The organism is Bacillus sp. OV322, assembly GCF_900112495.1.
Taxonomy (GTDB): domain Bacteria; phylum Bacillota; class Bacilli; order Bacillales; family DSM-1321; genus Peribacillus.
In genome coordinates this window covers 98,547-112,861 of sequence record NZ_FOMA01000004.1, presented here as the reverse complement: position 1 = coordinate 112,861, position 14,315 = coordinate 98,547, and the positions used below count along the sequence as shown (strand labels likewise).

The window sequence follows — 14,315 nt, the reverse complement described above, 5'->3', positions numbered from 1 at the left end:
GGATTCACCCTCTATATACTAATGATGACTTTATTTTACAGGAAAAATACATAGCAGGCCATTGTTTAACATGATAAAAATTACGGAAATTGAAATATTTTTAGGACATGCAAAAGGAATGAACTTTTTAAAACAGCCGCTGTTAAGTCCATTCCTTCATTTTCTATTCAAAATCATCTATCAATCTTCGTTCTTTATTACCCGCGAATCATTGCTAAGTGATTGCAGGATATATATTTTGTCCTGTGACGCAAGAATTCTCCAAATACCGGCTTTAATACTCATTCTGTTTCACTCCTTATATTTTTTAGGAAATTGTAAAACCAGAAGAACTGCCTTTCATGTCTTATACCGCCATTTTATGTAAATGAAACACCCGAATTTGCTACAAATTTCGCACCATCGGCCAAGAAAAAGAACCAAGTTCACATATTCCTGACATATAGATATCAGGAGTGGAGATGGTTCTATATATAGATAATCATTTAAAAAATGCCGAGTGCTTTTTTCTTCTTCAAACGCTTTGGTGCATCTTTCAGGATGGATGTGCCTTCAATGACATACTGCGGATTTTCGCGAAATAGGAATTCCGTGTCTTTGCCAAGTTTCTTGCCGATCATATCATAAGCTTTGGATAATTGAAGGGCTTCCCGGCTGCCGTTATGGTTAGATGAGATGAAATGGGCAAGGTTGCAGTCAATCATTTGCAGGGCAAATCTTTGGATAGCCCGTTTGTGATCGCCCAGAATGCTGGAAGTGCCTATCATGGTCAGTGCACCCCTCCTGACAAGCTCATACAGCAGATCCGGCTGCTCCATAATCTGCGGATTGTGCTCTGGTCCGGCAAGTATGGGGATCAGCCCTTTTATTTGCAAATCGTACAAAAGCTGTTCGGTATACTTTGGCACATGGTCGGAAGGAAGCTCTAACAGCAGATACATTCCGTCATTCAGCGGCAAGATTTCACCTTTAACAAGATCAGCAATAAGATCTCCATATAGTTTCGTTTTCTGCCCCGGATAGACCGTCAAAGAAATGCCTTCCTCCAGCAATTCTGTATTCAAGCGTCCGGTATTCAGAAGAATATCATCTCTGAAATTATCATATTTGCCGTTTTTATGATGAGGGGTAGCAAACACTGCTGAAATGCCTGCGGCTGAAAATTTCCTGGCCATCTCCACACTATGCGACATACTTTCAGGACCATCGCCGCATCCTGGCAATATATGAGTGCTGATGTCGATCATACATTTAACCCTCCTTTCGTTAATAAATTGGTAGTTTAATCCTACCATAGAGGTAGTAAACGCTGAATCAATACTTTTCTTATAATTTCGACGGCATTATACAGAAAAAACACTGTGAAAATATTAAGATGGATGTTCTAACAGGTAATCTTTTACCAAAGAAGAGGGTTCAATAGTTAAAGAATAAAAGTGCTAATTCTAGGTATTTCGACATATCTGGTTTCAGGAAGAATAGACGGAGCTGATGCTGGTGGTGTATCATGTGCATTACCTGCACTTAATTATCCCTCTGCCTTTTTGAACGAGGATTAAAGAGATGGGTAAAACAAATATTAGCCCATACATTATTCATCTAAAAACCGTGTTTCTTCCTAATTATATTATTTCTCTTCCGCTCTTTAAAATTTCAAACCTGAGCTCTAGTTTAGAAGAATATATCCTTCATGAAATGCCGTGGAATATTAGGTGACCGCTTAAATAATTTGATACCTCACAATGAGAGAGTAAAGGTAAATTTACTGAAAAGGGATGACGCAAAGCTATAGGGAATTCTGTCAGGTTTCGACAAAATCAGTCAGCTGCCATCAAACCTTAAAGAAGAACAATTGATGTTAAGATTTTGGATGCACCCGAATCTATGATTAAGAGAAGAAAACAAGCCGTAACAGCAGCAATAGTTTTAGTGCACATATTACCATCGTGGCTAATTAAATATCAACCCAAGAAATGCCCTGGAAATCATCCAGGGCGTTTTTGTATTTTCGGATATCTACAGTAGTCGCCTTACAACAAATTTTGCATTGAAGATTTCCTTTTGTCTTTTTATTGAACGAAGACATTCATTTTATTCGATCGCATTACAGCAATTTTATTTGGATGCTGCCAAAGTTCCTGTCGATACAAGCGAGAAAAATGAGTATTATAGTGGATTTTTCCACAAACATGTTGTACACTATAACGAACAAAGTGATTTGTATAATTAATTTGAAAAATTTACAAAAATGTGTAGCCTTTTCATTGTTTTTGTTATTAAATGAATTACATCATTAACCAAATTTTGTTAGAAGTAATTAATATCGTGGATTGTATGATGGCAATTAGCTCGAGAATTTTTATATTTTCTGAACAGGAGGAAGCAATGGAAGAGACAATCAGTTTAAAAGAAATAGTTAGTGTTATCAAGAAACGGCTAGGCTTAATCCTAGTGGTTACAGGGCTTGCCGCAGTGGCAAGTGCAGCAGTCAGCTATTTTTATCTGACTCCTGTTTATGAGGCTACATCACAGATCTTAGTTAACGAGAATAAAGGTATAAGTTCACCCTATGAGTATAATCAGGTACAAACCAATCTGCAGCTTGTAAATACCTATAACGTGATCATTAAAAGTCCAGCTGTTCTTAATAAAGTAGTATCTAACCTAAATTTGGATGGTAATGGAAAATCACTTGGCAATAAGATTACAGTAGCGAGTGCGCAAAATACCCAAATCATGAACATTACCGTGGATGACCCTAATCCGGTAACAGCTGCAGAAATAGCTAACAACGTTGCCGAAGTTTTTCAGAAACAAGTTGTTAGTCTTATGAAGGTTGATAACGTAAAGATTCTTTCCAGAGCAGAAGTATCAGATTTTCCATCACCGGTTAAACCGAGACCGCTAATGAACATTGCGATTGCACTGGTAGTAGGTTTGATGGTATCAGTCGGGCTGACATTTCTCCTGGAGTACCTTGATAACACAATCAAGACCGAGCAGGATGTTGAAAGACTTCTGGAACTTCCTGTACTGGGAGTCATTACAACAATAAATGAGCAAGAAGATGTGGGTTCAAAATCGGAAAGAACGGCAAAGAGGAGAGGTGAAACCATTGGCTCCCAAAAAGAAGTTATTTGAACATAAGCGAAAGCTTGTTACAAGACTAAATCCCAAGTCCCCGATTTCTGAGCAATACCGGACCATCAGGACGAATATACAGTTTTCTTCTGTAGATAAAGAAATCCGGACACTAGTCGTGACATCTTCAGGGCCGACAGAAGGGAAATCAACAACAGTAGCGAACCTTGCAGTTGTATTTGCACAGCAGGGAAAATCTGTACTGCTGATTGATGCCGATCTCAGAAAACCTACTGCACATTATACGTTCAACTTAACAAATACCTTTGGATTAACAACGGTGCTGACAAAGCAAATGGAATTGAGAGAAGCAGCTGTTAAGACAAAGGAAAAGAACTTGTACATTTTAACTAGCGGCCCGATTCCGCCTAACCCGGCTGAACTTCTAGGTTCAAGAGCAATGGAAGAATTCATGGATGATGTGCAGGAAGAATTCGATATCATTTTATTTGATACACCACCATTGTTGACCGTTACCGATGCCCAAATACTAGCTAACCGCAGTGATGGAACGATATTAGTAGTCTCCAGCGGAAGGACCGAAAAGGATGCAGCACTTAAGGCAAAGGAAGCTCTAGTAACTGTTAATGCAACCATCTTAGGCATCGTACTAAACAATAAAAAGGTAAAAGAAGGCCAGTATTACTATTATTATGGAGGAAAGTAAAAGATATTAATCAGAAACTATTAAAAAATAAGCAATATGCTAGAGTGATTGATTAATTATAAAAATGTTAAAAGGAGGGATAGGTAAATGATTGACATACATTGTCATATACTTCCTGGTATTGATGATGGAGCAAAAACTATCGCAGACAGCCTGGATATGGCAAAGGTTGCCGTACAAGAAGGCATCACGTCAATCATTGCGACTCCTCATCATAAAAATGGAAGCTATGATAATACAAAAAAGGATATTTTAAGCAAAGTAAGAGAACTGAACGAAGTATTGAAAAACTCCTCTGTCCCTCTCACCATCCTGCCTGGCCAGGAAACAAGAATTTATGGTGAACTACTTGAAGATTATGACGCTGGTGACATTCTGCCATTGAATATCAGCAGTTCTTACCTATTCATTGAACTGCCTTCTGGGCATGTGCCGCGCTATACCGAACGCTTGCTTTACGACGTGCAAAATAAAGGATTGACCCCGATCATTGTACATCCAGAACGAAATCGGGAACTGATTCAAAACCCTGATATTCTATACCAGCTAGTAAAGAACGGCGCATTAACCCAAGTCACAGCCTCCAGCCTTGCTGGTTATTTCGGAAAAAACATTACAAAATTCTCTCATCAGCTTATTGAAGCAAATCTAACTCATTTCATTTCATCAGATGCCCACAATACGACCAACCGCAGCTTTAAACTAATGGAAGCGCTTGACGACGTTGAGAAGCAGTTCGGTGTGGATATGGTTTATTTCTTCCAGGAAAACGCAGAGCTAATAGTTCAGGGACAATCTGTTTATAAAGAAATCCCGGAAAAAATCACAAAGAAGAAATTTTTAGGCTTATTTTAAATATTAAATGTCAGGAAAAACCTGACCGGCGAAGCTTTCTGTCCGTTATCCAGGAAAGCACTCGGTTGTGCTGTGGGAAACACAGATTTCCTTAGACACGTTCGTCGTCAAGAGCATGATGTGAGGACGGGTTAGATGCCCATTTTTATTAATTATTCCACCATTATAAATATCTGATGATAGGTCATGTCATGACACGTGCATTATCATTGGATATTTATTTTGCGAAAAATCAAATGCCAAGGAGGAAAAACATGTGAGAAAGGTCAAAAAAGCCATCATACCGGCAGCCGGACTAGGGACCAGATTCTTGCCGGCAACAAAAGCGATGCCTAAGGAAATGCTGCCGATAGTAGACAAACCAACTATCCAGTACATCGTGGAGGAAGCAGTAGCATCTGGAATTGAAGAAATTATTATCGTGACAGGCAAGGGGAAACGGGCGATAGAGGATCACTTCGATCATGCCTGGGAGCTTGAACAAAATCTATTAGAAAAAGATAAGTTGGATATTTTAGAGAAGGTCCGCTACTCAAGCAATCTTGCTGACATACACTATATCCGTCAAAAAGAACCAAAAGGACTGGGGCATGCGGTATGGTGTGCACGGAATTTCATAGGTGATGAACCATTTGCTGTATTACTTGGTGACGATATTGTCCAAAGCAATACACCATGTTTACGCCAATTAATGGATCAGTATGATGAAACATTATCATCTATCATTGGTGTACAGACAGTGCATAGTGAAGAAACACATCGCTATGGGATCATCGATCCAGCAACAAAGGAGGGTCGCCGCTACCAAGTGAATCATTTTGTAGAAAAACCTAGTGTAGGTAATGCACCATCTAATCTAGCCATCATGGGCCGATATATTCTGACACCAGAAATATTCATGTTCCTTGACCGCCATGAAAAAGGTGCAGGCGGTGAAATACAGCTGACAGACGCCATTCAGCAGTTGAACCAAATTCAAAGGGTATTTGCTTATGACTTTGAAGGCAAAAGATACGATGTGGGAGAAAAAGCTGGTTTCGTAAAGACAACGATTGAATTCGCACTTCAAGATGAAGAAATAAGAAATGAAATTCTTTCATTCTTAGAGAAGAGTTTAACAATGTACGAAGTGAAAAATCCTAATTAAAGAGGGGTTGCAAGTGGCTTATAGACGCAGGTTACCACTGTTAGTGTTACTTGATTCCATTATTGTTATATTTTCTATTTTCGTCGGATACTTTATCCTCAACCCTTATATGGATATTTATACGGTCCCAATGGTTTGGATTAGTTCTATTACATTATTATGCAGCCATCATTTATTCGCTTCCATTTACCGTTTGTATCAGAAGGCCTGGGAGTATGCGAGTATAGGTGAATTGTTAGCCATTGCAAAGGCAGTTACCTTTTCTGCAGTAACCACTTCACTAGTCCAATTGCTAATTAATCATGATATTTACTTTAGAGTGTTAGGCTTAACCTGGATGATGCATATTATTTTCATTGGAGGGTCGAGGTTTTCTTGGAGAGTTCTTAGAGATCGTTATGTTACTTCATCTCCTAATAAAAAACGCACGCTAATAATAGGAGCCGGATCGGCAGGTACCATGATTGCCAGACAGCTGCTAAAGAGCACAAACACAGATTTATATCCTGTTGCTTTTGTGGATGATGATCCTAAAAAGTTAAAGTTGCAAATCTACAATATAAAGGTAGTAGGGGATACCTCAGAAATACCGAATCTAGTCGCGACGATGTCTATTGAGAATATTGTCATCGCAATTCCTTCGTTAAAAAGAAAGCAGCTGAAACGAATTTATGAACAATGCGCAAAGACAGGTGCGAATACAAAAACCATGCCAATGATTGAAGACCTTGCATCAGGGAATGTATCCATCAATCAAATTCGAGATGTCGAAGTCGAGGATTTACTTGGAAGAGAGCCAATAGAACTGGATTTGAGTACAATATCGAAGCAATTAACTGGAAAAACAGTATTGGTTACTGGTGCAGGCGGATCAATTGGATCAGAAATATGCCGTCAAATCTGTAAATTCAATCCAGATAAACTACTGTTGCTTGGCCACGGAGAGAACAGTATTTATTCAATTGATATGGAACTAAGGAATAAATATTGCGATACGATTAACTTTATTCCACTTATAGCAGATGTACAGGACCGTGTACGTATATTTGATGTTATGAGCGAGTATAAACCGGATGTAGTGTATCATGCAGCAGCGCATAAGCATGTACCATTAATGGAATATAACCCTATGGAAGCAGTGAAAAACAATATATTTGGTACTAAAAATGTAGCAGAGGCAGCTGACGCATTTGGAGTAAAAAGCTTTGTTATGATTTCTACAGATAAAGCTGTTAACCCGCCTAATGTAATGGGGGCAACAAAGCGAATTGCTGAAATGATTATTCAAAACCTCGCAAGAGAAAGCCAAACTAATTTCGTTGCTGTGCGGTTCGGGAACGTACTTGGCAGCAGGGGTTCTGTTATTCCCTTGTTTAAAAAACAAATCCAGGCAGGCGGTCCGGTCACAGTTACCCATCCGGATATGACCCGCTACTTCATGACTATTCCAGAAGCATCGAGGCTGGTCATTCAAGCTGGGTCATTAGCAAGAGGCGGAGAAATCTTTGTACTCGATATGGGAGAGCCCGTCAAAATCGTTGACCTTGCCCAAAACCTGATCACACTGTCAGGCTATTCTATAGAAGATATCGGCATTGAATTCTCAGGTATCCGACCAGGGGAGAAGATGTATGAAGAACTGCTCAACAAATATGAAGTACATCCGGAACAGGTATTTCCAAAGATACACATTGGAAAAGCAGCTGTTGTCGATGATCCAATCTTTTATGAGTTTATTGCCAGCTTGATAGATAAAGATAACGTGACTTTGAAGAAGCTGCTGGTGGAGATTGCGAATACGAAGGATGGGTTGAAAGAGGTAATGAGGGAAGCAGTTAGCTTTTCTTAGGTAACTTTTGCGCTTTATTAATCTACAAATATTAATATAAGTCAGTTTGTGGTATAGACGTTTGTTATGTTAGGTAACAATATTATTCACTTACTATAAAAAAACTTGTTTTAGGAAAATTTTACAAGTAGGTATTCTGTTAAAATGAAAGACTTATTATTAATTTTACTATTTTGCTTAGCCTTTTTATACAGGAAAACCTGATAAAAGATAAAATCATGTATGAGAGTATGCAACTTTTAATTTTTCGAAAAAGTTTACTCTTAGTTACTAATTGAAATCAACGATGAATATACTAAAGTGTTGTTTGTTCATGGCATTAGTGGTGGCAGCGATGAGGAGTAAGGAGATTGTCCGGTTTCTTTTAAATAATTAGTTTCCTCTCAGAAAAAGAACTGGGTTATAAACGTTTGAATGTTAAATAGGAAGAAACTCGGTAAAAGGTGAATTAGGAATGAATACCTATTTCGTATTTGCTTGCAGATTGAATAGATATTACGAGGTGGCTATCAAAAGTAGATAACAATTTTAGTGAGTTAGTAGTTGATTGGATTCTAATTAAGTACTATCAAACTAAATTATATCTTAATTGCTCTTAATCTAAAATTTGAGTAAAGCGAGGCTATTAAAATGATTGATACCGAATTAAGAAATATACCTTTTTCTCCGCCAGATGTCACCGATGCGGAGATTGAAGAAGTTGTAAAAGCAATAAAGTCTGGTTGGATTACTACGGGACCTAGAACTAAAGAATTTGAAAAAAGAATTGCCGAATATGTAGGTGTAAATAAAGCAGTTTGTTTAAATTCAGCAACAGCTGCTATGGAGTTAACTCTTCGCATATTAGGAATAGGGCAGGATGACGAGGTCATTACTTCAGCTTATACGTATACGGCATCTGCTTCAATTATAGAACATGTAGGAGCGAAAATTGTACTAGTTGATACAGCCCCGGATTCTTTTGAAATGGATTATGCAAAATTGGCTGATGCAATTACAGAAAAGACTAAGGCAATCATCCCAGTTGATATAGCAGGAAAGATGTGTAATTACGATACTATATATGAAATAGTAGAAAGTAAGAAAAGCCTGTTTAAGCCTAACAATGAAATTCAGTCGTTATTTAATAGAGTAATAGTTATGACGGATGCTGCTCATGCCTTTGGTGCTGAGAGAAAAGGATTGAAATGTGGGCAAGTTGCTGATTTTACTTGTTTCTCTTTTCATGCTGTAAAGAATCTTACAACTGCTGAAGGTGGAGCGGTTGTTTGGAGAAATGACAGTGGTCTAGATGATTTATGGCTATATAAGCAGTTCATGTTGTATAGCCTTCATGGCCAATCAAAAGATGCACTTGCTAAAACACAAAAAGGCGCATGGGAATATGACATTATTTATCCAGCATATAAGTGCAATATGACTGACATTATGGCCGGTTTTGGATTAATACAACTTAATAGATACCAAGAATTGTTGGAAAGACGTAGGGAGATTATTGAGATGTATAATCGAGCACTTTTACCATTAGGTATTCAAAGCTTGCGGCATTATTGTGAGGACTTTGCTTCCTCTGGTCATCTTTATTTAGTAAGAATACCTGGTATTAGTGAAGAACAGAGAAATGAAATTATTATTAAAATGGCTGAAGCTGGAGTTGCATGTAACGTCCATTATAAGCCATTACCAATGTTTACGGCTTATAAGAATTTAGGGTTTGATATTCAGGATTACCCAAATGCTTATAAGCAATATGTAAATGAAGTCACACTTCCGCTTCATACTCTATTGAGTGATGAGGATGTAAAATATGTAGTTGAGAATTTAAAAAAAGTACTTAGTGATGTTCAAGGTGGGTTACAAGGTGTATAAGAACTATTTTAAAAGAGTATTTGATTTTATCTTAGCTTTAGTAGCCATGCCATTTTGGTTTATTATTCTAGTGATTATAGGGCCGATCATTTACTTTCAAGATAAAGGGTCAATTTTTTATAATGCGCCCCGGCTCGGTAAGGGTGGAAAAGTATTTAAAATGTATAAATTCCGTTCCATGAAAATAAATGCTCCTGACCTAAGAAATGATGATGGATCAACTTTTAATGCAGAAGATGATCCTAGATTAACTAAGATCGGAAAGTTTATCCGTAAGACTAGCCTTGATGAAACACCACAGTTGTTAAACATTATTAAGGGTGATATGAGTATAATTGGTTCTAGACCTGACTTACCAGAACATCGTGAAATATATAAGGGTAACGAGGAAAGAAAGCTTGAAATTAGGCCAGGTGTTACGGGATATAATCAAGCATACTTTAGAAACACTGTGCCTTGGAAAGAAAGAATTCAAAATGATATTTACTATATCGATCATCTTTCTTGGTGGCTCGATATTAAGATATTTTTCAAAACAGCTAAATCTGTTCTGAAGCGTGAAGATGTATTTGTAACCAAAAAGAGTACGAAATCAAACAAAAATACGGGTTTAGGAATGTAAGGGGTGAGTTTTTTGGAAAATCTCAAAAATGCGGTAACCTTTAATGAATTGAATTGGGATACAGAATTTTTTGGTGTTACTTGTGCTAAAGCTATTCTGAATTTACCTCTTACATTATATGAATGGATTGAATTAAAGACTAGGTTTAAAGATTATGAGTTTATATCAATCATTAATAAAAACTCTGAACCTATTAATGCACAGTTGATTGGAAAAGACACATCAGCCTTTTTTGGAGATGTTAATATACAATTTGAGAAAAAACTAGTAGGAATAGATGAAAAACCAAAGAATGTAACTATACACCAAGCACTAGAAAAGAATGATCAAGTCATTGAAATAGCAGATTTCCAGTTCTCAAAATTCACAGAGGATCCTGAATTAGCCAAACGAGGTGGGAATCAAGTTTATCAACAATGGCTTATTAATTCTTTTGGAAAGGCTGACAAGTATTATGCATTGTCTAGTGATAAAAAAGGCGATATAAATGGTTTTTTATTATTTTCATATGTTGATAATTCATGTGTAATTGAACTAATTGCTGTATCTCGAAAAGAGACACAAGGCGGCATTGGTAGTGCTCTATTTAAGGTAGTTGAGTATGAAGCACATCAAAAAGGTTTTAACGTAATTAAAGTTGGTACGCAAGTTAGAAACTTGGGGGCTATTAACTTTTATCATAAAGTTGGCTGTAAACAGGTAGGATGTCATCAAGTTTATCATTTGTGGAATTTATAGTGTTGTTTTACTAAATTATATAAAGTGTGTGGCAGAAAACGAGGAGAGATATTTTTGAGATTACTATACATTGCGACTTCTTTTCCAGAGCCAGTTAAGGGGGCTACTATATATACAGATTTAGCTGAAGCATTAAATGAAGCTGGTAATGAGATCACAGTGGCTGTTTCTGAACAGGCGAGAAATAAGCAACATACAGAAATGAAGAAAGAACGTGGTTTTGATGTACTACGTATTGTGACGGGTAACTATTATGATGTAGGTTTTATAGAAAAAGGCATCACAACATTAAAAATACCAAGTTTTATGAAAAATGGAATTAAAAAGTTTTTAGAAAAAAAAGAGTTTGACCTTATTTTATTTGAATCGCCACCAGTTACAAATGCGGGCTTGGTTGCATGGGCAAAAAGAAAATTCAACTGCCCAGCATATCTAATGCTCAAAGATATATTCCCTCAAAATGCAGTAGATTTAGAGATTATAAGGGAAAAAGGTATATTACATCGATTTTTTATATCAAAGGAAAAAAAGTTATTACAAACTGCTGATTACATAGGGTGTATGTCTAATGCTAATTTGCAATACGTATTAAATCATAATTCATGGGTTAGCTCATCAAAGGTCGAGATATTTCCTAACACTAAAAAAATGACAAACAGTATAGATGTTAATGAATTTCGGATGAGAGAGCAGCTTGGGATTCCTAAAGAGCCTTGTGTTTTTTTATTTGGTGGAAATATGGGAAGACCACAGTATATTGATCTTTTATGCAAGGTTATTGAAGGGTGCAAAAATGAGAAAGACATGTACTTTCTTTTTATTGGTAGAGGAACTGATAGATATAAATTAGAGCAGACAATAATGGAAAAGGATATTGACAATGCTCTTGTAATTGAAAATCTACCAAGAACTGAGTATGAACAGATAACAAAAGAATGTGATGTTGGATTGATTGTATTAGATCCACGATTCTCTATACCAAATTATCCTTCACGTATCCTATCGTATTTGGAGTACGCCAAACCAGTGCTGGCAGCTACAGATAAAGTGACTGACTTAAAAGAGCTAATTGAAGAAGCGGAATGTGGTGAGTGGGTTTGGTCAGGAGATATAGAAACTTTTATAAATAAGGCTAAGGAAATGTCCAAATCAAAACGATTGAATTTGATGGGGGCTAATGGTCGTAAGTATTTAGAAGAAAATTTCAATGTAAATCGTTCTGTTGAGATACTAGAGAGCCATTTTAAAAAGTGAGGTATAGAGCATGTTTAAAGATAAAACATTATTAATTACTGGAGGAACAGGATCCTTCGGTAATGCTGTCATGGAAAAATTCTTAGAAAGTGATATAAAAGAAATTCGAATTTTTTCACGTGATGAAAAAAAGCAAGATGATATGCGTAAATTGTATAAAAACGAAAAATTAAAGTTTTATATTGGAGATGTAAGGGATTTAGCAAGTGTGAAAAATGGAATGCACGGAGTTGATTACATTTTTCATGCTGCTGCACTGAAACAAGTACCATCATGTGAATTCTTCCCATTGGAAGCAGTAAAAACGAATATTCTAGGGACTGATAATGTTTTAACAGCTGCTATTGATTATGAAGTACAAAAGGTAATTTGCCTATCAACTGATAAAGCGGCATATCCAATCAATGCAATGGGAGTTTCGAAAGCAATGATGGAAAAGGTTTTTGTTGCAAAGTCAAAAACAGTATCACCAGAAAAAACACTTATCTGTGGTACGAGATACGGTAATGTAATGGCATCCCGTGGGTCAGTCATTCCATTATTTATTGAGCAGATTAAAAGTGGAGATCCTTTAACGGTTACAGATCCTAATATGACAAGGTTCTTAATGAGTCTAGAAGAAGCAGTCCAGCTAGTTGTTTTTGCATTCCAAAATGCTGAGGCGGGAGATATTATGGTTCAAAAATCTCCGGCTAGTACAATTGGTGACCTTGCTCAAGCAGTAAAGGAGCTCTTTAATGTAAACAATGAAATAAAAATTATTGGAACTCGTCATGGTGAAAAACGCTATGAAACACTTCTTACAAAAGAAGAATATGTAAAGGCAGAAGATTTACCTGGCTTTTACAGGGTTCCTGCTGATCAAAGGGATCTTAACTATGATAAATATTTTGCTGAGGGTGATCAAAAACTTACTACTGTAGCGGAATATAATTCTGACAATACACAAATTCTTACAGTTGAGCAGATTAAAGAAAAACTACTTGAATTAGATTATGTGAAGAATGAGCTAAAGGAATGGAATAAAAAAGTTAATGTAATGAGCTAAGGTGGTACGTAAATCATGAAAATTCTTGTAACAGGTGCAAAAGGTTTTGTGGGAAAAAATCTTATTGCTGAACTTAAAAATAAGGGTTATGACGATATATTTGAGTTTGCTAGGGAAAGTGAACCTTTTCTACTTGAAAAGTATACAAAAGAATGTGATTTTGTCTTTCATTTAGCTGGTGTAAACAGACCAGAAGATGAAGATGAATTTATGGAAGGTAATTATGGCTTTACTTCTCATTTACTAGAGCTATTAATGAAAAATAATAATAAAGCTCCTGTTCTTCTTACTTCTTCTATACAAGCAGAAAAGACTAATCCTTACGGAAAAAGTAAGAAGGCTGGAGAAGATTTATTGTTTAATTATTATTATGAGACAGATGTAAATGTGTATGTATATCGACTATCAAACTTATTTGGTAAATGGAGCAAACCTAACTATAATACTGTGGTAGCAACATTTTGTCATAATATAGCAAGAGGTTTAGATATTCAAATAAACAATCCAGATGCAGAACTAGAACTTTGTTATATAGATGATGTATTAGATGAATTTATAAGAGCTTTAGAGGGAAATCCCACAACACAAAATGATTTCTGTATTGTACCAGTGACACAAAATATTAAACTCGGAGAATTGGCTAACCTTATAAAGAGTTTCAAAGAGTGTAGAACAAATTTAGATATTCCTAATATGGAAAATGCTTTAACTAAGAAACTTTATAGTACTTATTTAAGTTTTTTACCTAAAGACCAGTTCTCGTATGATCTTAAAATGAATCGCGACCATAGAGGATCTTTTACAGAATTTATGAGAACACCTGAAAGAGGGCAAGTATCTGTAAATGTTTCAACGCCTGGGATTACAAAAGGAAACCATTGGCATCATACTAAAAACGAGAAATTTTTAGTTGTTAGTGGAGAAGGTTTAATTCGCTTTAGAAAGATAGGTTCTGAAGAAATTATTGAATATAGAGTTAGTGGGGAAAAGTTTCAGGTTGTGGATATTCCTACTGGCTATACACACTCAATTGTAAACGTAGGAGAGAGAGAGCTCGTAACAGTAATGTGGGCAAATGAATGTTTTGATTCAGAAAAGCCGGACACTTACTTCGTGGAGGTATAA

12 protein-coding genes and 1 riboswitch are annotated in these 14,315 nt (G+C 36.5%); of the genes, 11 read left to right on the top strand and 1 reads right to left on the bottom strand.

Annotation, left to right across the window (positions count from 1 at the left end; all coding sequences use genetic code 11):
* Positions 1 to 485: 485 nt before the first annotated feature.
* Positions 486 to 1,247, bottom strand: a complete 762-nt coding sequence (locus BM126_RS10835) for a tyrosine-protein phosphatase (RefSeq protein ID WP_090989531.1) — start codon at positions 1,245 to 1,247, stop codon at positions 486 to 488.
* Between the two features lie 498 nt (positions 1,248 to 1,745).
* A riboswitch (cyclic di-GMP riboswitch) is annotated at positions 1,746 to 1,833 on the top strand.
* 552 nt (positions 1,834 to 2,385) lie between these two features.
* Here BM126_RS10835 and BM126_RS10830 point away from each other — a divergent pair.
* The 11 genes from BM126_RS10830 to BM126_RS10780 all read left to right on the top strand — a co-directional run bounded on the left by BM126_RS10830 (position 2,386) and on the right by BM126_RS10780 (position 14,315).
* Positions 2,386 to 3,141, top strand: coding sequence for a YveK family protein (locus BM126_RS10830; RefSeq protein ID WP_090989530.1), 756 nt, complete (start codon positions 2,386 to 2,388; stop codon positions 3,139 to 3,141).
* On the top strand, positions 3,116 to 3,808 hold the full coding sequence (locus tag BM126_RS10825) for a CpsD/CapB family tyrosine-protein kinase (RefSeq protein ID WP_090989529.1): 693 nt from the start codon (positions 3,116 to 3,118) through the stop codon (positions 3,806 to 3,808). Before BM126_RS10830 ends, BM126_RS10825 begins: the two co-directional genes overlap by 26 nt.
* A gap of 87 nt (positions 3,809 to 3,895) precedes the next feature.
* On the top strand, positions 3,896 to 4,663 hold the full coding sequence (locus tag BM126_RS10820; protein WP_090989528.1) for a tyrosine-protein phosphatase: 768 nt from the start codon (positions 3,896 to 3,898) through the stop codon (positions 4,661 to 4,663).
* Between the two features lie 256 nt (positions 4,664 to 4,919).
* The gene (gene galU, locus BM126_RS10815; protein ID WP_090989527.1) at positions 4,920 to 5,810 is read left to right on the top strand and encodes a UTP--glucose-1-phosphate uridylyltransferase GalU; all 891 of its coding nucleotides are present in this window, start codon (positions 4,920 to 4,922) and stop codon (positions 5,808 to 5,810) included.
* Between the two features lie 13 nt (positions 5,811 to 5,823).
* Positions 5,824 to 7,659: a polysaccharide biosynthesis protein gene (locus BM126_RS10810; RefSeq protein ID WP_090989526.1), complete on the top strand. Its 1,836-nt coding sequence runs from the start codon at positions 5,824 to 5,826 to the stop codon at positions 7,657 to 7,659.
* A 630-nt stretch (positions 7,660 to 8,289) separates the two neighbouring features.
* Positions 8,290 to 9,528, top strand: coding sequence for a DegT/DnrJ/EryC1/StrS family aminotransferase (locus tag BM126_RS10805; protein WP_090989525.1), 1,239 nt, complete (start codon positions 8,290 to 8,292; stop codon positions 9,526 to 9,528).
* Positions 9,521 to 10,150, top strand: coding sequence for a sugar transferase (locus BM126_RS10800; protein ID WP_090989524.1), 630 nt, complete (start codon positions 9,521 to 9,523; stop codon positions 10,148 to 10,150). Before BM126_RS10805 ends, BM126_RS10800 begins: the two co-directional genes overlap by 8 nt.
* A gap of 12 nt (positions 10,151 to 10,162) precedes the next feature.
* Complete coding sequence (locus BM126_RS10795) at positions 10,163 to 10,888, top strand: GNAT family N-acetyltransferase (RefSeq protein ID WP_090989523.1); 726 nt, start codon at positions 10,163 to 10,165, stop codon at positions 10,886 to 10,888.
* 54 nt (positions 10,889 to 10,942) lie between these two features.
* Complete coding sequence (locus tag BM126_RS10790; RefSeq protein ID WP_090989522.1) at positions 10,943 to 12,142, top strand: glycosyltransferase family 4 protein; 1,200 nt, start codon at positions 10,943 to 10,945, stop codon at positions 12,140 to 12,142.
* A 10-nt stretch (positions 12,143 to 12,152) separates the two neighbouring features.
* Positions 12,153 to 13,190 carry a nucleoside-diphosphate sugar epimerase/dehydratase gene (locus BM126_RS10785; RefSeq protein ID WP_090989521.1) on the top strand — a complete coding sequence of 346 codons (1,038 nt, stop codon included), beginning with the start codon at positions 12,153 to 12,155 and terminating at the stop codon, positions 13,188 to 13,190.
* A gap of 15 nt (positions 13,191 to 13,205) precedes the next feature.
* Positions 13,206 to 14,315, top strand: a complete 1,110-nt coding sequence (locus BM126_RS10780; protein ID WP_090989520.1) for a capsular polysaccharide biosynthesis protein CapF — start codon at positions 13,206 to 13,208, stop codon at positions 14,313 to 14,315.